This is a genomic window from Melioribacteraceae bacterium 4301-Me (assembly GCA_041538185.1).
In the GTDB taxonomy this organism is placed as follows: domain Bacteria; phylum Bacteroidota; class Ignavibacteria; order Ignavibacteriales; family Melioribacteraceae; genus Pyranulibacter; species Pyranulibacter aquaticus.
Map to the genome: position 1 here is coordinate 112961 of JBGORM010000008.1, position 22170 is coordinate 135130.

Here is a 22170-nt window from a genome sequence, read left to right on the forward strand (position 1 = left end):
CAATGTTTTTAGATTATGCAAAAATTTATGTAAAGGCTGGCAACGGAGGTAAGGGTGCAGTAGCTTTTAGAAGAGAAAAATATGTACCGAAAGGCGGACCAGCAGGCGGTAACGGCGGTAAAGGCGGTGATGTGATTTTTGTAGCAGACAGGAATTTAAATACCTTGCTGGATTTTAAATATAAACGGAAGTACGTTGCAGAAAATGGCGAGAACGGAGGTTCATCGTTAAAAGATGGAAGAAACGGTAGTGATATTATTGTTAAAGTTCCTGTTGGTACAATTATTAAAGATGCTTTGAGCAATAAAATAATTGCTGATTTACAAGTTGACGGAATGAAATTTATTGTTGCCAAAGGCGGTAAAGGTGGAAAGGGAAATGCAAATTTTGCAACACCAACTAATCAAACCCCAAGATTTGCAGAGCCAGGCAAACCCGGCGAAGAAAAAGAGATTATACTTGAACTTAAGCTAATTGCCGATGTGGGTTTAGTTGGATTTCCTAATGCAGGTAAATCAACTTTCATTTCGAAAATTTCTGCAGCTAAACCTAAAATTGCAGATTATCCTTTTACTACACTAGAGCCTAATCTCGGCATAGTCCCTTACAAAGATTTTCAAAGTTTTACTGTGGCTGATATTCCTGGTATCATTGAAGGTGCACATGAGGGTAAAGGTTTAGGGCTGAAATTTCTTAGACATATTGAAAGAACAAAAATTCTTCTGTTGATGATTGATGTCTCATCCAAGAATTATTCTAAAGATTATAAAATTTTATTGAACGAATTAGAACAATATTCTAAAGTATTAGCTAAAAAAACCAAAGTATTAGCAATTACAAAAATAGATTTATTAAATGAAGATGAATTAAAGCAAAAATTTAGAGCTAAAGTAGATGGTTATAATGGAAAATTATTTTTCATTTCTTCTGTGACTGGCTTCGGTATTGAAAAGTTACTAAATCATTTATGGCTTATATTGAACGAACAATACAATTAAATTTTTCATTTTGCACAGCTTGAAGTTACAATTAGACGGGTGTATATTTACACTCCAATTTATAAAAAAATGGCGAGGTAGCTCAGCTGGTTAGAGCAGTGGAATCATAATCCACGTGTCGGGGGTTCGAATCCCTCCCTCGCTACAGTATAGCATAGGAGTTAAAAATGTATTCATTTTTGATATTTGTATCAATTATAGTTTCATTGCTTTTAATTGTTGCTGTTTTAATGCAGGCAAGTAAAGGAGAGGGACTTGCAGGCACGTTTGGCGGTGCAGGTAATTTTGGTACAATGTTCGGCACTAGAAGAACAGCAGATTTTTTAAGTAAAGCTACCTGGTGGTTAGGCGGTGCATTGTTGGTGCTGGCTTTACTTATTAATCTTTTGTTTTTACCAAGAATTGAAGGCAATTCTAATCGTGAAAGTGTAATTCAAAGCTCAAGTCAACAGGCAGTTCCAACTTCTCCAGTATTGCCGCAACAGTCGCTTCCTTCTCAGCAGAATAATAACTCAAAATAAAGAACAAAAGGAGGTCACAAGCTGCCACAAAAAACTGGTAGAATATCAATTCTGTATTTTGAAAAATTTATTATAGATTTGATGTTTTTTTGGTAAAAAGCATTTTTATAAAAATAATAACAATTAAAAAATCAATCTAAGAATGCAGAAATTTATTCACCTTTCTTTATTGTTATAATGATGAAAAAGCCTGTCAAACCTGTAAAAGCCTATAAAAATCTTGAATTCCTAAATTCCGCTGAAGCTAGAACTATCAGAATATTATCGGAGTTTTATGAGCCGCAAACACGATTTAGAAAAAACCATATAGTTGATACAATTGTTTTTTTTGGCTCGGCGAGGCTTGTTTCTAAAAAAGATGCCTTAGCCAATCTTCGACATGTAAAAAAACTATTTAAAATAAAAAAGGCAACAAAACAAAAACTTGTTCATGCAGAAAAATTACTTGAAATGTCGAACTATTATGAAGACGCCGTTGAGCTGTCACGCAGACTTACTGAGTGGTCGATGAATTTGCCAACCGAAAAAAAGAGATTTATTATTTGTAGTGGCGGTGGCCCTGGAATTATGGAAGCTGCAAATAAAGGTGCATTTCTTGCTAAAGGTGATTCAATTGGATTGAATATAAGTATTCCTTATGAACAGTTTGTTAATCCCTATGTTAAACCTCAGTTAGCTTTTGAATTTCATTATTTTTTTATGAGAAAGTTTTGGTTTGTTTATTTAGCAAAGGCGCTTATTGTTTTTCCGGGCGGATTTGGAACTTTAGATGAATTTATGGAGGTTTTAACGCTTGTACAAACGAAAAAAATTAAAAAGGAAATGAAAGTGATAGTTTATGATGAAAAATACTGGCGTGAAATAATTAATTTTGATGCATTAGTTAAACATGGTACTATCAGCAAAAAAGATTTACGACTATTTGACTTTTGTAATTCAGTAGATGAAGCGTTTGAAAAGATAACCACACATTTTAAAAAATACTATCTTAATTAAATTGGAATAAAAAACCCCTTTTGAGAAAGGGGCAAAAAAGTTTTTACTTTTCTTTTTGTTGTAAGGCTAATTCACGAGATGCTCTTCTTTTTGCTTTAATTAAATCCATTCTTTTTTCTATTGAAGGTTTTACATAAAACGTTCTTTTCTTGTATTCTTTTAATATACCAGAACGTTCATATTTTTTCTTAAAGCGTTTTAGAGCTTTGTCAATGTTTTCGCCTTCTTGGATAGTAATGCCAATCAACTATATCACCTGCCTTTTTGTTTTTGGTGCGTAAAACTATAAATATATGTCGAAATTTTCAAATTTTTGTACGCTTTTAATCTTCTGATTTTGGTGTTATTACGAGCACGGGACATTTTGCATATCGAATAACTTTTTCTGCAACGCTGCCTAATAGAGTATGTAGTATGCCGGTCCTGCCATGTGTAGCAATAACAATTAAATCAGCATTTATTTCGTTGGAGTAATTCACTATTTCCTCATAATCAACACCTTTTCTTAAAATCTCTTTAATTTGAACAGAAGAGTCTTCTCGGAGAATTGAAACGGTCTTGTGCAATTGTTTTTTTGCATTTTTTTCCATTGACTTCATTATTTCATCTTCGGAAACATCCAAAGAGCGCACTGCAAGGAAAGGTGGAGTTTTTTCTAATATATGTATTAAGTGAATTACAGCATCATTTTTCTCTGCTAAATCACGTGCAAATTCAAATGCAGAGTATGATAATTTGCTGAAATCTGTTGGCACGATAATATTTTTTATATTAAACATAAGCTCACCTGTTTATGCTTTTTTAAATATGTGCTGTTCTATTATTTTATTAAATGTAATTTAGTTTTTATCTAACAATTATTCCATTAATTGGTGGAAGCTGGACTTGGTTTGTATCATACAAAAATCCATTTATTACAACATATCTGATTTCTTTATTATTATAGATAACTAAATTTGCTGGCTGGTCTTTTTTGATTAGAGGTAAAAAGTTTTTATTAATTAGAAAATTTATTGGTAGATTCGTATAGTCTTCGTTTACAAATAACTTGCTCGTCTTAATATAAGTAAAGCCATTTTTAATTAACCTAAGAATAAATTCTTTTTTAAGTTTAGTTTTACTGTTAATTATTCTGTTGTAGACTTTACCCGGTTCTATTTTGCTGTTTGTTAAATCAATCTCTTCGTGGCCGTAATAAAAGGATAAATCTCCAATATCTTTAATAATTCCGTTATAATAGAAAGATTTGTTTTTGGCGTCAAATGATTCTTGCAAATTAATTGCTATATCGATATTGTAATTTTTACCTTTATAAGTAAATCTTAGATTTCTAAGCAATAAATCGAAATAAGATTCTTTGTTTTCTGGAATGGTAAAGTATAGTTCATGGTCCACTGTTAAATATTCATTTTCACTTATTATTTCAAAAGCGCAAAGTAAAGTAACAAAGTTTAGTTTTCTAATTAGGGATTTACTTCTATCATTTATCCAAGAACCAGATTCAATTAGTATTGTACTTAACCCGGATTTAGTTAAATTATCTCCAAAGGAACGAGGTTCAAAATCGTCTTTGTAGCGGGCAATATGACCTGGTATGTGTTTACTTAACATTTCATACAGTTTTACAATTATTTGCATTGCGTTTTTTCGTTGAAGAGAAATGCTGCTGTTATAATCTGGCGGTGGTGCTAAAAAGGAAAGTGCTGCTGTTTTGTTTGAATTGCCAACAGCATAGTAGTTGTTTTGGTCATGCAAGTTAAAAGCAAAAGAAGGTTTAATTTTCTCTATGGTTTCCTTGAGTATACTTGATTCATTTGATTGTAAAGATAAATAATCCCTATTCAAATCTATTTGGAGCGAATTTTCTCTTTGGAAAACTTCAGCACCATCGGGATTTAGCATTGGAATGAAATATAATTTTAATTTACTCAAAATAAGTTTGCGGAAGTCATCGTATTCATCATTAGAAGTAAGAAAATTAAGTATATCGAAAATGGATTTTGTAGCTGTTGGCTCATCACCGTGCATTTGTGACCACGCAATAACATTTGTGGAGCCTTTTCCAATTTCAATTAAATAAACTTCTCTTCTATCTATTGATTTCCCTAAGGATTTAATTTTTACTTCAGGATTACTTGAAAAAGTCTTAATAGCTTTCTTTAATTGCTGGTGGGTAACGATACGATTTGAAAATTGTTTCCATTTATAATTTTCATATTCGTTGAACAAAAACTGCCACAGATAATTTTTATTCACCTAAATACCTTGTTAAATGGTTTATTTGGTAAATTTTTTCTCTAACTTGATTTTTTATAATAACCTAATCAGTTAAAAGCAATTTGTGTTATTTATGTGAGCTTAATACATCAATCCAATATTCAGTGAAATATAAACTCCTCCCAACTCTTTTCTGAAACGGTTTTCAAGATTTTCAACGCCGCCGTCGAACAGACGAATGTAGTAATAACGCAGGTTCAGCCCTACTAAGTTAGATTTATCGGTGCCAATATTCGCACCAAATCCAATATATCCACCCGCAGCAATTTTACTCTTTGCATCGCCAAAAGCAGCAAAATAATCTTTGTCGTACGGTGTAGTTAAAACTAATGTAGGTCCAATTCCGGCGCAAACATAGGGTCGGAGATTATCAGTTAATGATTCCATAAATAACCTATACTGAGCTCCAAAGTTTAGCGGAATAACAAATACCCTGTTTTTTTTGCCAAATACATAAGTATTACCAAAGTAGTCAATATATTCCACCTCTCTTTCGTCTTTTGATTCCGAAAATGAAATATCAACAAATCCTGTTACAGTTTGACTTAAAGACTTTCGGTAAAAAGTCCCCAAGCCAAATCCACCTTCGCCAAACATTAAATCAATTCCCCATGCATTAGGCGGAAAAACTTCAGGTGGTTTTTCTGGGGCTAACTTGCCTATCTTTTGTGCATTGAGGATTATTGCAGGAGCTATAAAAAGTGTCATTATTAATATTTTTTTCATTTTTTTTCTTTTTCTTTATGTTGTTGACTTAAAAATATATATTATTAATAAAAAATCAAGCAACAAATTTTTAACTGACTTACTAACTTTTTGGGGAACATATATGCCAATCAATCTTGAATTAAAAATTCCTCTTTTATCTTTTAATGAAGTTGAAAAACTACTTAGTAAGTATAGAATAAAAAAGGAAAAGATTATCAAACAAAAAGATATTTACTATAAGAATAAGAAAGCACTTCTAAAAATGCGAATTGAAGACGGCAAGTACTATCTTATTAAATATAATAGAGATGAAAAGAAAACTAGATGGAGCAATTATCAAATTATTGAACTTACTGGTGAGAGAATTGAAAAATATTTTTCAGAAGTCTTAGAACCTATTGTAACAGTAGAAAAAGTTAGGAGACTTTATTTATATAATAATACTAGAATTCATCTCGATGATGTAAAAAAACTCGGCAAATTTCTTGAGCTTGAAACAGTAGTATCAAGAAATAAGAACTTTGCTCTTAATGAGTTTAATAAAATTGTAAGCATGCTTAACTTAAATGTTTCATCACAAATACGAGCTTCATATAAGGACTTACTGTTGAATAAAAATTTGCGCAGGTAATTATGTTTTTAATTAAACGGAAATCAGCATCTACGAAGTTGACGGAAAATGAAGTCAATTTTGCCGAAGTAATAAATGGAAAAATAAACAGCGGAAAAATTGAAGAGCTGCTTCTTATTTATCCTACTAATAGAAAAGTAAGATTTGTTAAAAAGGAAATAATTTCATCTTCGCCAAACAAATCAACAAAGAAAATAAATATAGAAACACTTACAACATTTACTAGCAAGTTATTAGGTGTTTCTCATCAATTTGTTTTATTAAGCGAGGCAGCTTCTGCAGTGTTTTTAAAGCAAGCAGTTAATAAAGTTACTTTACGCTATTTTTCTAATTACAAAGATGAAATACCAAATGGCACATTAAACAGAATAAAAGATGTAATTTCTGAATACAAACGAAATGGAATTTTACCACAAGATTTAAGAAACGAAGCAGCGAAACTCCAAAGAACTGAAGCTGCTAAAGCATTGGACATGGCAGATATTTATGAAGTTTACAAACAAAAATGCTGGCAGATAAATGCTTATGAGGTTGGTGACATTTATGAGAAATTAAACGGCTTGGATACAGAAGAAAAAGTGAAAAATTTTAGGAAGCTTTATCCCGATGTAAATCTAATTCTGGTTGAAGGTTTTGATGAACTAACAGAGCCCGAAATAAAAATTATTAATTTTATCTCTGCTCTCCCAGACTTAACATTAGTCTTAAATTTCAATTATGACAAGAATAATCCCTCTGTTTTTTCACATTTGGATAAAACCTATCGTACGCTAAAACGATATGGCTTTGGTGAAATTAAAACTAATATCAACCCAGTTAATGAAGAAAAAAATAGTAATCATAAACCAACAAACCATCGTGTTGAATTTTATAAACACATAACCAAAAGTTTATTTAAAGCGAGGAAAAATGAAAAGAAAAGATTTGAAGGGATTGAAATAGTTGAGTATGAGGCTAACGATAGAGTGGATGAAGTAAAAATAATAGCAAAAAAAACAAAAGAATTAATTGCCATAAATGGTATTGAGCCGCATAAAATTTGTGTCGTTTTTAATTTAATTCAAAATTACTCGACTATAATTAGGGATGTTTTTGATAATTACGGTATACCATTTAATTTAACTGACCGAATTACCCTCAGCACATCTCAACCAATAGTGACAATTATAAATTTTCTTGAGATAATTGAAAATGACTTTTATTATAAGAACATTTTACGTGCACTTAGCACGGGCTATCTTAATTTAGCGGATGTCAATATTTCAAATTTATTAGATGCAGCAATTGAGCTCAAAATAGTTGGGGGAGAAAGAAATTGGTTTAATTCTCTTGACGACGCAATTAAAAATCTCGAGTTAAATAGCAATATTGAATTGGAGGAAAAAGAGAGTAAAGTAAAAAAATATAAATCTGCATTGGAAAGCATATCTAAAATTTCCGAACTGCTTAATCCATTTAAAAAGAAATTGACAATAAAGAATTTTAAAAAAGAATTAGAGCATTTTATATTTAGCTCTGCATTGCCATTTAAGCTATTAAATGCTGATAGTGATTACGCGCCTTTTATCATGCAGAACAGAATAGCAGAAGAAAATATAAAGTCGGTTGTGTTTTTTTTCGATACAATTAATGAAGTTTTTGATTTGATTGAAAAAGAGGAAGGGAGCGAGAAAAAATACACGCTGCAATTTTTTCTTAATCAAATTAGAACTGCCGCCTCAACGGCGAGGTTTAATATTAAAGAAAGATCTAATTACGGGGTTCTTGTTACTAATTTGGAAGAAATCAGAGGCTTAGAATTTGATTATGTGTTCATTGGTGGAATGTGTGATGGAGATTTACCAACTAAATATACTCCAGAAATATTTTTTTCCGGTTCTTTCTTAAAAAAGGCAATTACACATCAGTCAGAAGAAAGATTTAGATTTTACCAAGCATTAAACTGCTGGAAAAAAGGTCTGTATTTAATGGCACCTTTACATAATAACACAGAAGAACTCTCCAAATCCATTTTTCTAAAAGAAATAGAGGATGTAATTGAGATAGAAATAAAAAATGAAAAAGCTTTTGAGGAAACCTTATATAATGAACAAGAACTTTTAGAAGAAATTGGGAAAATTACTTTAGTGGGAGCAAACAAATTTTATTCTGAAGAACTTCGTTCAAAAAATATTAATGTTGAGAAATTGGAAAAAGTAATATCAATAGATAGAATCCGTGTAGAAAATCCTTTTCTTGGTACCCCATTTACAGGCTTTTTAATTCAAAAAGGCATTAATGATTTTTATGATGATAAATTATCACAAAAAATTAATGATGCACTGTCATTTTATAAAGATAAAGAATATTCTGTTTCACAATTAGAAACATATGCAAAATGTCCATTCAAATTTTTTATGGAAAGAATACTTAAAGTGGGAGTAAGGGAAGAGCCTACCGAAGAAATTGAAGCCTTGGAAATGGGAAATATACTTCACTCAATCTTATTTGAATTTTATTCAGAGCTTCGCCGAAGAAACTTAGTATTAAAAAACTGTAGCGATGTGGTTTTTAATGAAGCATCTGAAATAATGAAAAAAATTGCCAAGGAGAAAATTAATATTGGCTCGTTTAATTCCCCTGTGACGTTTTATGAAAAAGAGAAAATTTTAGGATTTAATGATATATGGGAAAGCTCTCTCCTATATAAATTTTTGGAGGAAGAAAGAAATGGAACTGACAATTTTATTCCTTCTTTTTTTGAAGTAAGCTTTGGAACATTAAAAAAAGAGAGGATAGATGAGTTATTGAGTTTGCCCGAGCCAATAGAAATAGACGGCATTAAACTAAGAGGTAAGATTGATAGAATTGATATATCTGAAGCAGACAAATTATTCAACATTGTTGATTACAAATTAGGAGGCAAAAAGCCATCATCTAAAGAACTTAAAGATGGAATTTCACTACAGCTCCCAGTTTATCTATATGCTGCATCAGAACTGCTGAAGAAAAAATACGAAAAAGATTTTTTGCCGAACGAAATGATAATATATTCTTTAAAATATTCTGCGGATAAATTTGGTAAAGATCCAGTCTCAATAAAAAATTCGCGCGATAAAGAAATAACAACGGCGGAACAATTAATTGATTTAACAATTCATCACATTAAAAAGTACATTCAAAAAATTTCAGAAGGAGAGTTTTGTTTATCCCCACATGAAAATCGCGAGCAGATTGTCTGCAGTTACTGCCAGTTTAAATCTGTTTGCAGAATTGAGGAGATGGTGTAAGTGAGCTTTCGACTTTAGTTAAAAAATTCGGTAGGCGTGCAAATGTGTGAATAAAAGATACTGTTAATAACCAGTTTATTGTATTTATCAATTGTCAACTGAACGTTGCTTATCGATTATCGCTCATTGAAAATTTACTTGCAGTTTATCCAGCATCAAGGATACAGTATCTCTCATCTTCCATAAACCATCTTTTCCCTTGCCTTTTTCAAAAGCATTTTTGTAATTTTTAATATAAACATCGACACACGGAGGAAAGTCTAATGGAAATTACGCTTTTCAAGATTTTGCTGCCGATTGATTTCATCGCAAATTATCTTCCAGCGGTAAGATTTCGTAAGTCGGAATACTTCATTTTCTTTGTCTTCTCATGCTTAGTTGATCCGCTCATGGCTTTTCTATATAAATATCAAATAATTGGTTGTTTCTATCATATTCCTTTCTATCTTACACTAAGCCTTATAATATTACCTGGTAGCTACCGAAAAGTACGTGCTTACGCAGGTGCTGGAGTGTTTTTTGTATTGTTTCATTATTTAAATAATCGGGAAATAATGCAAATATCGGCTGCGCTGTTGGCTATCTGCTTTATAACTTTTTTAATTAATGAGATTAGAGTGAAGAATAAGAATGAATTTAAGGCTGAAGTTTTTCTATTGCTGCTTTTGATGAATATGTTTATCCACTATTGGGGGATCTTTCTTTACTTTCATCATCCACAATTGTACGTTTCCAATTGGTGGGTTGTTGTGTTTTTAGATACGTTGACATTTACGCTGATAGCATGTGCTGGACCTGAGAGAAAAGTTAGTTTAGCGTTCCTCAAGATTTTTAGTGAAAAAGTAAACTCTGCTGCTCAAAAGCGTTCTGAGTCGGAAATAACAACAAACGAAAAAAAGGACAATCATCAAATGGCTCATTTAGCTGGAGCTTTGGCGGAGCGGGTGGATTCTCATGATGGCGGTGATGAAAACGATATTGATGGTCTATTGACGAGACGAGAACTTGAGATTTATACTTATTTATGTGAAGGATTGACAAATAAAGAGATATCAGAACGGATATGTCGTAGTGTAAAAACAGTAGAAAGTCATTTAATTCATATCACTGAGAAATTAGGATTTGTGAGTGTTCGAGAGCTAAAAAAATTTGTTAACGACACAATCCGCAACAACTCACCCTACTTTGAGGAGGGAAAAATCAACAAAAGTGAGGGAAATAAATAAGAAATCAGTGTAAACCCTGATAAAAATCAGTGTTTTTCCTGATGTTTTTAAGGGAGTTCAGTGGTTATATTGCAAACAGAAATTTAGAGATTACGTATCAATGTCTACAATAGAATACACAATAAATAACGAGAAGTCGCCGCTTCGTGGTAAGCTTAAGAATTCGCAAAAGTTTTTCTTTAAGGCAGTTTATTATTTAATAACAGTTATACTGCTATTTTCTGGGGTTTCAAAAATAATCGACATAAATCCATTAATAGAAACGCTAAAAGAAGTAAAACTGCCGCATGATTTGATAATAACAATAGCGACATTGCTGCCAATAACGGAAATAGGATTAGGAATAATGCTGTTGCTAAAGATAAAACAAAGAACATCAATAAAAATAACAGTGATACTTTTTTTAGTTTTCTTTTTGTTTAGTGTTTATGGAATGGTAATGGGTATAGAAAAAGATTGTGGGTGTTTTGGGAATGCTATAAAAAGTGAGTTTGGTTGGGGGATGGTTGGAAGGAATACTTTTCTGCTTCTTCTTTCAATAGTTGTATTAGAAAGAGAGAATAGAAACGCTCTGGCGCTGGGCGAAATAAAACAATAAAAACAAAATGATTGGAGGTAAAAATGAAGAAGTTATTTTTTGCAGTTATATTTTTAACAACTATGTTCACTGGTACGCTGGATATTTCAGCACAAAAGCCGGCCTATTGTAACGATGCCTATCGAAAGTGTCTGGCAGTTTGTTCTGATATATATAGCGATCCATTATCCCAGGCGGGCTGTAATTTAGGTTGTACCATTGGGTATTGGAATTGCGGATAGAAATAAAAAGCTTGCTATTAGTGTTTCTGTTTTGTTAAACAAAATTGTTTCTAATAGCAGGCTTACTTTATTTTTAACAATTTATAAATGAAGCTTTATTATGAAATATTTAATAGTATTTTTTTTATTTATTACGTTTTTTTCTGACATTATTTCACAGGTACATTTTACCTTAAAAAAAGAGCTTGAAATCAATAAAGCATCTGATACGCTTTTATTTCAAATATCAGGTATTACTACAAATACTAAGGAAGAGATATACATAAGTGATAAACTTGATTATAAAATTAAAAAATTTAGTCCTCGAGGTAATTTATTAATTTATAAGGGAAGAAAAGGAGAAGGTCCTGAAGAATTTAAGCTTGGTCCTTCAAATATTACATACGATCTAAAATATCATAGAATTGCTGTTATTGATCAGACTACCCAAGTAGTAAAATTATTTAATGAAAAATTAGTGTTTAATAAAAGCATTTTTGTCCCTAAAAACGTAGCCGATATTGAATTTGATGATAAAGGAAATTTAATAGTTTCCACACCGCCCTTAAATGATGGGTTAAGTAGTATTTTTATTTATAATAATAATGACACTCTAATAAATTCTTTTAACCCTGTGCATTTATCAGGTAATGTATTAATGGATATTCCAAATATTAATGTAGTTAGAAAATATCATAGAATTATTTGTTTGTATAGATTTAGGAATTTAATTCAGATTTATGATTATAAAGGGATATTACAGCAAGAGTTTTCGATTCCTGGTTTGCCTGATATTGCTGAAACGGAAACTCCACCCCAAAATATAAGCTATCTAAAATGGGGAATTCCTACCAAAGTAATTTTTTGGGATTTAGCTTCTGATTCACAAGGGAACTTATATATACTTGGAGATGATTACTCTAAACATCCTAGAAGAGACATATACATATTAAATATTCACGGCAAAGTAATAGGAGAAATTACGTTAGAAAATGAGTCTAAATATATTTATATAGATAATGATGATAATTTATACGCAACAAAAAACGAAGGAACTACATTGGAAAAATATAGGATAATAAAGAATGTTAAAAGGTAAATATGCCCTTATTGTTCTAATGGTTATAATTATTGGTATTGTTTTAGCTTATTTAAAAGCCTCGAAGGTTTTAAATAAAGTTGAAGTTGATTATAGCGAAATAAATAAGTTGGAAGTATATTATAAAAAAAATTTTTATTCGAATGAATTTAAATATATATTCCTTATTAGGCTGGAAGATTTTAATTGCACTCTTTGCTTTAACGACTTTCTTTATTTATCTGATAAACTTAATAAAAAAAATAAAATATTCAATAATACTGTTTTATATTTAGTTGAAAGAGATTATAGAGACTTTGAAATACAGCAAAGGATAATTAAAAAATGGAAACAAGTAAACAATATAAGCTTTGAAGTTGGTCTTGTGAATAACTTTAGTGATAAACTAGGTATAAAAAAAAGTTGCGTTATGATTAATAATGGTAAAAAATTTGATGTAATTTACTTTCCATTTAATCAAAATGATAGGAAATTATTAGAAACTATATAATATTTTATATGTCAGTTATTACATGTAAGGGCTTACGAAAAACATATAAAGCTGAAGGAAATTCTAATTGTTTTAGCTTGGCAGTTGACGAGCTTGGTATTGAGGAGAATAAAATATATATATTGTTAGGACCAAATGGCTCTGGCAAAACTACTCTTATAAAATTAATCATGGGTCTATTAACTCCAGACAGTGGTAACATACAAATCTTAGGGATTGACAATCAGCGTCCAGATTCTAGAGAAAAAGTCGGATATCTTCCAGAAAATTTTTCATTTCCAGATAACTATAAATTTATAGATGCTGCTTATTATTTTGGTTTAATGAAAAATATTAGCTCAAAGGAAGTAAAAGACAATATAATTAAGCTCGCTAAAGCTCTAGATTTGACCCAACTTTTTAATAAAAAAATTTCAGAATTGTCTAAGGGCATGCAACAAAGTCTGGCTCTTTTACATGCGCTTTTAGGAGAAAATGAACTTCTTATTTTAGATGAACCATTTAACGGCTTAGATCCAGCACAAAAAAACAAAGCTATTGAGTATCTGAATGGAATAAAAATAAAGAATAATGTTACAATTTTAATTACGACACACATACTTGGAGATATTGAAAAAATAGGTGACCAGATCATAATTATTAAACAGGGAAAGCTGCAAGATTCTTCATCAAAAGAAATTATAATGTCAAAATTCGGCAGCGTAGAAAATTATTATTTTAGTTTCTTTGATAAAGTACAATCCGAAAAGGAAGCATTATAATGAATAAAAAGTTTGGGATGCTACCTTTTTTTATTAAAGAAAATTTTTTTCAGGCACCACTACTGCTCTGGATAATAATAGTATTTATAACATCATTTATAATTATAACAGCAAGAATAGAGTTTCACAATTCTAACTACTTTACAATTTATATATTTAATCAGCCTTTTCCAGTAGCTGATAATGGTTCGATATGGATTGGTTATTTGTATAATATTTTATTAATGCTATGTATAATTGCGTTTCCTAAACCTATACTGGAAATGATTGATAAAAAAAGAATTTCGCTTATCTTGTCAAAACCAGTTTCAAGGAACAATTTTATTTTACAGAATATTATCTCTGTCGCTGTTTGTTTATATCTGTATGTTTTAATAGCAGCATTTTTTTTCTCTATTACTGCAATAGTAAAATTTAGTACTTTCCCTATTTATTTTATTTTATCGCTTCTTATATTGCCCTTAATTCTAACCGCGGTTTATATAATAATTTTACAAGTGACACTTCAATTCAACTCGTTTGGCTTATCTGTTCTTGTTTTAATAATCTATTGTTTTTTGATTACAAAAGCACTTGCAAATCGTACCTCTTTTTTTACTATGTTGGGAATAAAAAATGAATTAATTAAACGCATTGTCGATATTATATTTTATGTAACACCACGAGTTAGTGAAAGCATTGATATTTTGTTTTTTATTTTAAAACAAAAAGCGATTAATCTTTGTAGACTTTTGGGAATTATGTTTTCATTTGTTCCAATTTCCCTAGTCTTAATTAGGCATATTAATAAAAGGCAATTTTAATGAGTTTTTGATTGTGAAATTTTCAAATCATTTAGAATGTAATTAATTCACAGTAGAACACTATTTCTAATCAACATAGAACTTAAAAATACTTGCTTTCGCTAATATTTTTAAGGGAGTTTAGTGTTTATATTATTTGCCTAAATTTAAACGTATCAGTACCTACAATAGAATGCAAGTTAAATAACAAACTTAAAAATCAGAAGAAGATTCTATTGCGAGCAACTTATTATTTAATAACAATTATACTGCTATTTTCTGGTGTTTCAAAAGTAATAGACATAAACCCATTAATAGAAACGCTAAAAGAAGTAAAACTGCCGCATGATTTGATAATAACAATAGCGACATTGCCGCCAATAACGGAGGTAGGATTAGGAATAATGCTGTTGCTAAAGATAAAACAAAGAACATCAATAAAAATAATAGTGATACTTTTTTTAGTTTTCTTTTTGTTTAGCATTTATGGTACTCTAATGGGTTTAGAAGAAAATTGCGGATGTTTTGGGAATGCAATAAAAAGTGAGTTTGGTTGGGGGATGGTTGGGAGGAATGCTTTTCAATTTCTTCTTTCAATTGTTGTATTAAAAAAAGAGAATAGAAACGCTCTGGCGCCGGGCGAAATAAAACAATAAAAACAAAATGATTGGAGGTAAAAATGTTAAAAGTGTTTTTTAGACTAATAGTGTTAATTCTAATATTATTTTCTGTAGTTAATATATTGAATACGCAAAAGTTATTTGCGAGAGAGCTAGAAATATATTGTTACGGTCCAGGTATTGATGCCCATGATATTCTTTGTGGTAGTGATCCTGGTTTCTGTTGTTTTTGGTTTTCAGATGATGGCTCTAGTGGTACGAGTGGCTGTTGTTCATGAGTAATATTGTGTAATACATGAGAGCAAAATTAATTTTATTAGTATTAATGAGCCCGTTATAAAAAATACTTTTGATGAAAAATGTTTTGATAGCTACTCAAATTCTGGCTTAAATCATATTTTGTTTTTGTAGAGCATACATTGATACGAATTATAATTGTATGCCTATGAAATTACAAGTAATTATACGTTTGTTGAGGCAATTTTTGAATGCTTCTGAAAAGTAATCTAATAAAATCATGTTGAATAGTACTTTGTAAAACTAATCTAATACTAAAATAAAAGACAAGTGTTAAGTTTGTTTTACTTGGCTTTCAATAACAGTTAATATGATTTACTTGTATTTCTGCTAATAAGGTAATATCACTAGATAAATTAGTGATGAAAGAGATAGTATAAAATTTTAAAGTTGTTTTGAATTTCCAAACTAGATATAGATATTGTAAATCTATTGGTGCTTGTTAGAAAATGGAGACTTTCTGTGAGGAGTAACAATTTAATAAAAAAATTTTTGTTTAACTCACAAAATATTATAATTTTTTTAATGATAATATTGATTTGTGTCCTTGTGTACCAGAATAAAAAGCTAACTTCTATTGTTGAAAGTAGAATTAATCCGCAACGAGCAATAGTAGGCAGTCAAATAAAAAGAATCACATTAGAAAGAATTGCTGATAACAAACAAATAAATTTGGATTTTCAATTAAACAGAAAGAAAGGATTAATATTTTTTTTATCGCAAAAATGTAAAGCATGTAATAATAGCAAAAAGGCTATTAATGAAATCTTGAAGTTTTGCATTGCTCACAAGCTTGACGTTTATTTAGTCTACTTAGATAGCATTGATTTAATAGACAGAGATGTTATTTACGATAAAAATAAGGAATACTTCTATTCGATAAATTGGGAGTTAAATCCAGAATCAAAATTTCTTCTGCCCAAAATTATACCGAATGTTTTATTGGTTAATGAGAAGGGAAAAATAATAGAGAATTGGCGGGGTCAAATTGATATTGAAAAAAGAAATGAAATAATTCAAAAACTTACACAAGATAGTTTATGAGATTTCAAAGCAAAAGTTTAGGACTATTTGTTTTAGTTTTTTTCTGCTACTTAACACTTTTTGCTCAGCTGAGTATTAAGTTTGATTTAAAAATCATTCAATCCCAAAAAGCAATAAAATTAAACTTAATTAATCCATCTGTGCTTACTTGTAGCGTGGATAAAAAAATATTTATTGTTGATTCCGGAGATTCACAAATAAAAGAATATGGTAATAACTTCAATTACATCCGTGCTTTTTCAGGAAAAGGAGAGGGTCCTGGAGAACTATCAGGTAAGGTTTTTTTGATAGCAGCTAATGGGAATGGAATTATTGTAGTTGTTGATATACTGAAGTATAATTTTATAGTTTTTACACAAGACGGTAAATATCAGAACAGTTTTAAAATTGAACAAAATGATTTTTTCCCTGAAAGTATTGTCCTAGATTCAAACAATAACATTTATTTTTTGACAAGCTCGAAACTTTTTAAATATACTGACAAAGGTAAGAAAATACTTGCTGTTACAGTAAAATCGAAAAAGAGCAAAGAGAATTTTTACTACATGTATCAAAAATACATGACAATTTATGATAATAAGTATCTTTATATTTTTTTTAATGATGAGTACAAAATTGAAAAAAGAGACCTTCAAGGAAACTTAGTTTCATCTTTTATTGATCCTACCTTCGAAAGAATTCCTTACCAACCAGAAGAATTTATAAATAAGCAGCATGAATTAGCAGTTAAATCTTCTCCAGTAAAGATTTATCCTAATATTGCTAGTAATATAATTACTTACAAAGACTATTTATTAATCATTTTGAAACCGCGCGCTAAATGGAAATTTAAAAAAAGAGTTGACGTGTTTGATTTAGTAAATGAGAAATTAGTGGCTAGATTAGAGGATGAAAAATTTGACTTGTTGAATAATTGCACCATTGAACAAAATACGGTATACTCTTTACAAGAAAAGAGTGACGATTGGTACTTAATAAAAAGTGTGTTATCTATAAAATGATAGATTATAAAGGTATGTAATGGTTCAAGATGAAAATAGACTTTGAAAAAATATTGGATAAGTAAGTAATTTTGTGTGGTGGAAAATTCAATCAAAGGATGCAATCTTCTTAGCATCGAGTATCCAACGTCATCTATCCTATTTCCTTCAAGCTATACCTTCATTAAATCATTAAAATATCGGTGGACAAATTACAGCGAGGTCTTTTCCCTTGCCTTTTTCAAAAGCATTTTGGTAAATTTTAATATAAACGTCGATACACGGAGGAAAGTCTAATGGAAATTATGCTTTTCAAGATTTTGCTGCCGATTGATTTCATCGCAAATTATCTTCCAGCGGTAAGATTTCGTAAGTCGGAATACTTCATTTTCTTTGCCTTCTCATGTTTAGTTGATCCGCTCATGGCTTTTCTATATAAATATCAAATAATTGGTTGTTTCTATCATATTCCTTTCTATCTTACACTAAGCCTTATAATATTACCTGGTAGCTACCGAAAAGTACGTGCTTACGCAGGTGCTGGAGTGTTTTTTGTATTGTTTCACTATTTAAGAAACCGTGAAGTTATGCAGATATCAGCAGCAATTCTAGCAATCTGCTTTATAATTTTTTTAATTAATGAGATAAGGATAAGGAATAAGAATGAATTTAAGGCAGAAGTTTTTCTATTGCTGCTTTTGATGAATATGTTTATCCACTATTGGGGGATCTTTCTTTACTTTCATCATCCACAATTGTACGTTTCCAATTGGTGGGTTGTTGTGTTTTTGGATATGTTGACATTTACGCTGATAGCATGTGCTGGACCTGAGAGAAAAGTTAGTTTAGTGTTCCTCAAGATTTTTAATGAAAAAGTAAACTCTGCTGCTCAAAAGCATTATGAGTCGGAAATAACAACAAACGAAAAAAAGGACAATCATCAAATGGCTCATTTAGCTGGAGCTTTGGCGGAACGGGTGGATTCTCATAATGGCGGTGAGGGAAACGATATTGATGGTCTATTGACGAGACGAGAACTTGAGATTTATACTTATTTATGTGAAGGATTGACAAATAAAGAGATATCAGAACGGATATGTCGTAGTGTAAAAACAGTAGAAAGTCATTTAATTCATATCACTGAGAAATTAGGATTTGTGAGTGTTCGAGAGCTAAAAAAATTTGTTAACGACACAATCCGCAACAACTCACCCTACTTTGAGGAGGGAAAAATCAACAAAAGTGAGAGAAATTAATAAGAAATCAGTGTAAACCCTGATAAAAATCAGTGTTTTCTCTGATGTTTTTAAGGGAGCCTAGCATTTATATTACTATCCAAATTTTTCTAATTATTTTGATCAACTATCAATCCTTCATATTAAAAAACATTAAAAAAGGAGAAAGGACTGTGAAAAATCTATTGTTTCTTGGACTTTTTGTGCTGCTATCTGCTTGTAATAATAATAAAAGAAATGATCCTTTAGCCAGTAGCACTGCGAATTTTGTGAAAGAAATGATTGAGTCTACGTCACAAGACATAGAAACTTATAATAAAAATGTCAGACATTTCTTTTCTTTTGTAAGAAGAGATGTTTTGAATGAAAACGATTTTGCGAACCATTCGATCTATTCTGCTAGTAGATATGAACTGTCTATAGATAGACAAAATAATATCATGAGCTTAGTAGGAGGCAATACAGGTAAAAATGTAAAAATAAGAGCAAGTTCTAATAGACCTTCCAATTCTCCTTATCATCTTATAGGTAATGGTGAGATGTATATAAATGAGCAGAAAGTATTATTAGTTAATGAAAAATTTGGTGATAAAAAATTAGAAGCTACTTTATTTTTCCCAACTCTTACTGGTGATAACTATATAAGGATTCTCTTTAATCATGACAATAAAGTAATAACCTCTAATTCAAATTTTAATATAAGCATAGAAGTTAAATTTGCTGATTATCAAAAATCGTTTAATTATATTAATAGTCCAATGAATGTTAATCAACTATATGAGTTTGCAAATGAAATAAAAAGTATCTTTCCTCATCAAATTTTTGAAGGAATAGACCATAGTTTTTATTCAACATGCGTTTACCTTAACAATAAATGGTTAAAATGGGAAAGTGATATAAAGCTTTCTCAAGGGTTTATTGTTCTCGATCAAAATTCAAAAAGGCTTATGAAAGAACCCTGCTATGGTAATGATGATTTATGGGCCAGTACTTTAACAGGTATAGTAGTCGGTTTCTTTAGCTTTGGAGCCGGCGCTGCTTATGCACTTATTGATGCCTACATTGCTTCAGAGGCAGAACCTTGTTAAACTTTATTAAAAAAATAAAAAAAGCAGATTTGTTTTACTTCGTTTTTATAAATGCACTTGGGCTTTACTTATTTCTAACGCAAACAATGTACGCACAACGATATGGTGTATTATTGCTGACGTTAGGGAACATTGCATTTTTTATAAAAATATTATTTAAAATTAAAACGAAGTAAAAAAATAAGAATGGATCAATATTGCATTACTAATAGATTTGTAATAGTCTGTACAATCTCTTATTAAATAACGAGAAGTCACCGCCTTGTGGTAAGCTTAAGAATTCGCAAAAGTTTTTCTTTAAGGCAGTTTATTATTTAATAACAGTTATACTGCTATTTTCTGGGGTTTCAAAAATAATCGACATAAATCCATTAATAGAAACGCTAAAAGAAGTAAAACTGCCGCATGATTTGATAATAACAATAGCAATATTGCTGCCAATAACGGAGGTAGGATTGGGAATAATACTGTTGCTAAAGATAAAAACAAAGAACAGCAATAAGAGTAACTGCAATACTTTTCCTAATTTTCTTTTTGTTTTCAGTTTATGGAGTGGTAATGGGTATAGAAAAAGATTGTGGGTGTTTTGGTAATGCAGTAAAGAGTGATTTTGGTTGGGGGATGGTTGGGAGGAATTTACTATTGTTAATGACTACAATTTTTTTAGAGAAAAGTAAAAAGAATTACCTCAGCGCTGAGGGAATTATATTAACAAATAAATAATGGAGGTTAAAATGAAAAAGTTAATCCTTGTAATTCTTTTTGTAGTTGGATTATTCCTGTCATTAAATTCAGCATCAAATGCTAATCAACCAAATTGGGAGTGCTGGTACAATCCCGAAAGAGGGGGATGTGATACAGGTGGTACTATTGGTTGCTTAATGAAACCACCATGTTATTAATAAATTAGTCTAAGCTGAGGCTGTACAAAAATCAGCAAGGGGTGTAAATAATCTTGTGTAGATGGTAAACAGAGATAAAGGTTAAGCTGACTGAGGCGTAGCCGAACGTAGCTTAACCTCTATCCGAAAAAAATATAAATGAAAAATGTATGCTTCATCGTGAATCATTTTGACAAATTTTTACTTTTTTCAGCTCCAACTATTAATTAATATAGAGGCTAACATGGTAAAAGCACATTTGGTAATATTATTATTTATTTGTGCTTTAGTGTCATGCAATCAAAATGATATTAGTATAATAAGATATCATCCCAATAAATCAGAGCTTGTTTTAACTGATTCTATAATTTTTTCTAATACTGACGATTTGTATATTGGTTCTATTAATGACATAGAAGTTATTAGCGGCAATATTTATATCTCAGATAAGTCTTTTTCAAAGATTCATGTTCTGGATAATAAATTAAATTATCTCTTTAGTATAGGTAAATATGGAGATGGCCCGGGGGAGTTTGCAACGGCACCTTATTTATCAGATTATGATAGCAATCTGGTTGTTTTTGACAGGAAGTACCTAAAACTAATGATATATAGTAAAAATATTCTACTGAAAGAAATTTATCTGCCCAAGAATTTTTTTTATCAAACACATAACCCGTTGTTCTTAAAAGGCAAAATAATAATTCCAGCGACCAATAAATTGAGCAGAGAGTTAAAAAACCTCCGAGGATATACAACTATACTATTATTGAATAAAAACGGGACTTTTTTTTCGAAAGCTGGAGAATTGGTGGATGACTATACAGAGCACGAAGAAGAATTATTCTATGCACGGCATCCATTTTCTATTATATCAGCTGGCCCGGGTGATTCATTCTATGCTATACAAGAAGCAACATTTAAATATCAGAGATATAATATGGAAGGAAATCTCCTTGAAACCTTTGAATACAAACCCAGGTTTTTTAAAAATCCACCAAGTGTTAAAGTAAACCAGGAGGCTAAAGATTTGAAAAAAGCATATGAAAATTACTATACTAAAATATCATACTATGCTAAGCTTTTATTTGATAAAAAAAATCAAATTTTATTTGTTAATTACCGTTCTTTAAATATGAATCATTATTATAGCAGATCTTTTCTTGATGCTGATAACTTTTTAATAGCTATTGATTCGAAAGGACAATGTATTTTAGATCAAAAAATAGATGGTTATTTAGCAGATATTGATGATGGTTTTATTTATGTACTTGTAGAAGAGAGTCCCCAGAGATTTGTAATTAATAAATACATATTAAAGGTTTATAATAATGAATAATCGTAAACTATTACTATTATTATTAATTTTTTGGGTTGTTATCCTAATTTATTTATTTATTTCTCGGAATTCTAATTCGTATGATTATAATCGGCTAAAATTAAGTAGCGAAAAAATATCTAAATATTTA

The 22170-nt window shown here is 30.4% G+C and carries 25 protein-coding genes and 1 tRNA gene; 22 read left to right on the forward strand and 4 right to left on the reverse strand.

Annotation, left to right across the window (positions count from 1 at the left end; all coding sequences use genetic code 11):
- The first annotated feature begins 2 nt into the window (after positions 1-2).
- The 4 genes from obgE (at position 3) to ABRY23_12755 (ending at position 2515) form a co-directional block, all read left to right on the forward strand.
- Positions 3-998 carry a GTPase ObgE gene (gene obgE / locus ABRY23_12740; GenBank protein MFA3783920.1) on the forward strand — a complete coding sequence of 332 codons (996 nt, stop codon included), beginning with the start codon at positions 3-5 and terminating at the stop codon, positions 996-998.
- 71 nt (positions 999-1069) lie between these two features.
- Positions 1070-1143: transfer RNA gene (locus ABRY23_12745), tRNA-Met, on the forward strand.
- A 22-nt stretch (positions 1144-1165) separates the two neighbouring features.
- Positions 1166-1519, forward strand: coding sequence for a preprotein translocase subunit SecG (gene secG, locus ABRY23_12750; GenBank protein MFA3783921.1), 354 nt, complete (start codon positions 1166-1168; stop codon positions 1517-1519).
- Positions 1520-1696: 177 nt separating this feature from the next.
- The gene (locus tag ABRY23_12755; protein MFA3783922.1) at positions 1697-2515 is read left to right on the forward strand and encodes an LOG family protein; all 819 of its coding nucleotides are present in this window, start codon (positions 1697-1699) and stop codon (positions 2513-2515) included.
- Between the two features lie 43 nt (positions 2516-2558).
- Here the strand turns inward: ABRY23_12755 and rpsU are convergent, their stop codons facing one another.
- The 4 genes from rpsU to ABRY23_12775 all read right to left on the reverse strand — a co-directional run bounded on the left by rpsU (position 2559) and on the right by ABRY23_12775 (position 5518).
- On the reverse strand, positions 2559-2762 hold the full coding sequence (gene rpsU / locus ABRY23_12760; GenBank protein ID MFA3783923.1) for a 30S ribosomal protein S21: 204 nt from the start codon (positions 2760-2762) through the stop codon (positions 2559-2561).
- Between the two features lie 76 nt (positions 2763-2838).
- A complete protein-coding gene (locus ABRY23_12765; GenBank protein ID MFA3783924.1) occupies positions 2839-3294 on the reverse strand; it encodes a universal stress protein in 456 nt (151 codons plus the stop codon).
- A gap of 67 nt (positions 3295-3361) precedes the next feature.
- Positions 3362-4771 (reverse strand): M14 family zinc carboxypeptidase, encoded by a 1410-nt coding sequence (locus tag ABRY23_12770; protein ID MFA3783925.1) that lies wholly within the window; start codon positions 4769-4771, stop codon positions 3362-3364.
- A gap of 102 nt (positions 4772-4873) precedes the next feature.
- Positions 4874-5518: a hypothetical protein gene (locus ABRY23_12775; GenBank protein MFA3783926.1), complete on the reverse strand. Its 645-nt coding sequence runs from the start codon at positions 5516-5518 to the stop codon at positions 4874-4876.
- A gap of 103 nt (positions 5519-5621) precedes the next feature.
- Here ABRY23_12775 and ABRY23_12780 point away from each other — a divergent pair, with 103 nt between their 5' ends.
- From ABRY23_12780 to ABRY23_12865, 18 genes are all read left to right on the forward strand, one after another.
- Entirely contained in the window at positions 5622-6131 is a 510-nt protein-coding gene (locus ABRY23_12780) for a CYTH domain-containing protein (protein ID MFA3783927.1), read from the forward strand.
- Positions 6132-6133: 2 nt separating this feature from the next.
- The gene (locus ABRY23_12785) at positions 6134-9400 is read left to right on the forward strand and encodes a PD-(D/E)XK nuclease family protein (GenBank protein ID MFA3783928.1); all 3267 of its coding nucleotides are present in this window, start codon (positions 6134-6136) and stop codon (positions 9398-9400) included.
- A 263-nt stretch (positions 9401-9663) separates the two neighbouring features.
- The gene (locus ABRY23_12790; protein ID MFA3783929.1) at positions 9664-10626 is read left to right on the forward strand and encodes a response regulator transcription factor; all 963 of its coding nucleotides are present in this window, start codon (positions 9664-9666) and stop codon (positions 10624-10626) included.
- A gap of 100 nt (positions 10627-10726) precedes the next feature.
- A complete protein-coding gene (locus tag ABRY23_12795; GenBank protein MFA3783930.1) occupies positions 10727-11224 on the forward strand; it encodes a MauE/DoxX family redox-associated membrane protein in 498 nt (165 codons plus the stop codon).
- A gap of 23 nt (positions 11225-11247) precedes the next feature.
- Positions 11248-11445 (forward strand): hypothetical protein, encoded by a 198-nt coding sequence (locus ABRY23_12800; GenBank protein MFA3783931.1) that lies wholly within the window; start codon positions 11248-11250, stop codon positions 11443-11445.
- Between the two features lie 100 nt (positions 11446-11545).
- Positions 11546-12523, forward strand: a complete 978-nt coding sequence (locus ABRY23_12805; GenBank protein ID MFA3783932.1) for a hypothetical protein — start codon at positions 11546-11548, stop codon at positions 12521-12523.
- Positions 12510-13013, forward strand: a complete 504-nt coding sequence (locus ABRY23_12810) for a hypothetical protein (protein ID MFA3783933.1) — start codon at positions 12510-12512, stop codon at positions 13011-13013. The genes ABRY23_12805 and ABRY23_12810 overlap by 14 nt, the downstream gene beginning before the upstream one ends.
- Positions 13014-13021: 8 nt before the next feature.
- Complete coding sequence (locus ABRY23_12815) at positions 13022-13774, forward strand: ABC transporter ATP-binding protein (protein ID MFA3783934.1); 753 nt, start codon at positions 13022-13024, stop codon at positions 13772-13774.
- Positions 13774-14577 carry a hypothetical protein gene (locus tag ABRY23_12820; GenBank protein MFA3783935.1) on the forward strand — a complete coding sequence of 268 codons (804 nt, stop codon included), beginning with the start codon at positions 13774-13776 and terminating at the stop codon, positions 14575-14577. The genes ABRY23_12815 and ABRY23_12820 overlap by 1 nt, the downstream gene beginning before the upstream one ends.
- 215 nt (positions 14578-14792) lie before the next feature.
- Positions 14793-15212 (forward strand): MauE/DoxX family redox-associated membrane protein, encoded by a 420-nt coding sequence (locus tag ABRY23_12825; GenBank protein ID MFA3783936.1) that lies wholly within the window; start codon positions 14793-14795, stop codon positions 15210-15212.
- Positions 15213-16022: 810 nt separating this feature from the next.
- On the forward strand, positions 16023-16517 hold the full coding sequence (locus ABRY23_12830; protein MFA3783937.1) for a hypothetical protein: 495 nt from the start codon (positions 16023-16025) through the stop codon (positions 16515-16517).
- Positions 16514-17518, forward strand: coding sequence for a hypothetical protein (locus tag ABRY23_12835; GenBank protein ID MFA3783938.1), 1005 nt, complete (start codon positions 16514-16516; stop codon positions 17516-17518). The genes ABRY23_12830 and ABRY23_12835 overlap by 4 nt, the downstream gene beginning before the upstream one ends.
- Positions 17519-17793: 275 nt before the next feature.
- On the forward strand, positions 17794-18753 hold the full coding sequence (locus tag ABRY23_12840) for a response regulator transcription factor (GenBank protein MFA3783939.1): 960 nt from the start codon (positions 17794-17796) through the stop codon (positions 18751-18753).
- A 152-nt stretch (positions 18754-18905) separates the two neighbouring features.
- Positions 18906-19820 carry a hypothetical protein gene (locus ABRY23_12845; protein MFA3783940.1) on the forward strand — a complete coding sequence of 305 codons (915 nt, stop codon included), beginning with the start codon at positions 18906-18908 and terminating at the stop codon, positions 19818-19820.
- Between the two features lie 329 nt (positions 19821-20149).
- On the forward strand, positions 20150-20413 hold the full coding sequence (locus ABRY23_12850; GenBank protein MFA3783941.1) for a MauE/DoxX family redox-associated membrane protein: 264 nt from the start codon (positions 20150-20152) through the stop codon (positions 20411-20413).
- Complete coding sequence (locus tag ABRY23_12855; protein MFA3783942.1) at positions 20355-20543, forward strand: hypothetical protein; 189 nt, start codon at positions 20355-20357, stop codon at positions 20541-20543. The genes ABRY23_12850 and ABRY23_12855 overlap by 59 nt, the downstream gene beginning before the upstream one ends.
- 11 nt (positions 20544-20554) lie before the next feature.
- Positions 20555-20722, forward strand: coding sequence for a hypothetical protein (locus ABRY23_12860; protein ID MFA3783943.1), 168 nt, complete (start codon positions 20555-20557; stop codon positions 20720-20722).
- A gap of 223 nt (positions 20723-20945) precedes the next feature.
- On the forward strand, positions 20946-22040 hold the full coding sequence (locus ABRY23_12865) for a hypothetical protein (GenBank protein ID MFA3783944.1): 1095 nt from the start codon (positions 20946-20948) through the stop codon (positions 22038-22040).
- The last annotated feature ends 130 nt before the right edge of the window (positions 22041-22170 follow it).

Bases quoted from the DNA above. Each gene is read 5' to 3' on its own strand.
- ABRY23_12840 (MFA3783939.1), top strand. From the start codon at position 17,794: ATGGAAATTATGCTTTTCAAGATTTTGCTGCCGATTGATTTCATCGCA.
- ABRY23_12805 (MFA3783932.1), top strand. From the start codon at position 11,546: ATGAAATATTTAATAGTATTTTTTTTATTTATTACGTTTTTTTCTGAC.
- ABRY23_12765 (MFA3783924.1), bottom strand. From the start codon at position 3,294: ATGTTTAATATAAAAAATATTATCGTGCCAACAGATTTCAGCAAATTA.
- ABRY23_12810 (MFA3783933.1), top strand. From the start codon at position 12,510: ATGTTAAAAGGTAAATATGCCCTTATTGTTCTAATGGTTATAATTATT.
- ABRY23_12755 (MFA3783922.1), top strand. From the start codon at position 1,697: ATGATGAAAAAGCCTGTCAAACCTGTAAAAGCCTATAAAAATCTTGAA.
- ABRY23_12785 (MFA3783928.1), top strand. From the start codon at position 6,134: ATGTTTTTAATTAAACGGAAATCAGCATCTACGAAGTTGACGGAAAAT.
- ABRY23_12820 (MFA3783935.1), top strand. From the start codon at position 13,774: ATGAATAAAAAGTTTGGGATGCTACCTTTTTTTATTAAAGAAAATTTT.
- ABRY23_12865 (MFA3783944.1), top strand. From the start codon at position 20,946: ATGGTAAAAGCACATTTGGTAATATTATTATTTATTTGTGCTTTAGTG.
- ABRY23_12790 (MFA3783929.1), top strand. From the start codon at position 9,664: ATGGAAATTACGCTTTTCAAGATTTTGCTGCCGATTGATTTCATCGCA.
- ABRY23_12780 (MFA3783927.1), top strand. From the start codon at position 5,622: ATGCCAATCAATCTTGAATTAAAAATTCCTCTTTTATCTTTTAATGAA.
- ABRY23_12860 (MFA3783943.1), top strand. From the start codon at position 20,555: ATGAAAAAGTTAATCCTTGTAATTCTTTTTGTAGTTGGATTATTCCTG.
- ABRY23_12795 (MFA3783930.1), top strand. From the start codon at position 10,727: ATGTCTACAATAGAATACACAATAAATAACGAGAAGTCGCCGCTTCGT.
- ABRY23_12815 (MFA3783934.1), top strand. From the start codon at position 13,022: ATGTCAGTTATTACATGTAAGGGCTTACGAAAAACATATAAAGCTGAA.
- obgE (MFA3783920.1), top strand. From the start codon at position 3: ATGTTTTTAGATTATGCAAAAATTTATGTAAAGGCTGGCAACGGAGGT.
- ABRY23_12835 (MFA3783938.1), top strand. From the start codon at position 16,514: ATGAGATTTCAAAGCAAAAGTTTAGGACTATTTGTTTTAGTTTTTTTC.
- ABRY23_12800 (MFA3783931.1), top strand. From the start codon at position 11,248: ATGAAGAAGTTATTTTTTGCAGTTATATTTTTAACAACTATGTTCACT.
- secG (MFA3783921.1), top strand. From the start codon at position 1,166: ATGTATTCATTTTTGATATTTGTATCAATTATAGTTTCATTGCTTTTA.
- ABRY23_12775 (MFA3783926.1), bottom strand. From the start codon at position 5,518: ATGAAAAAAATATTAATAATGACACTTTTTATAGCTCCTGCAATAATC.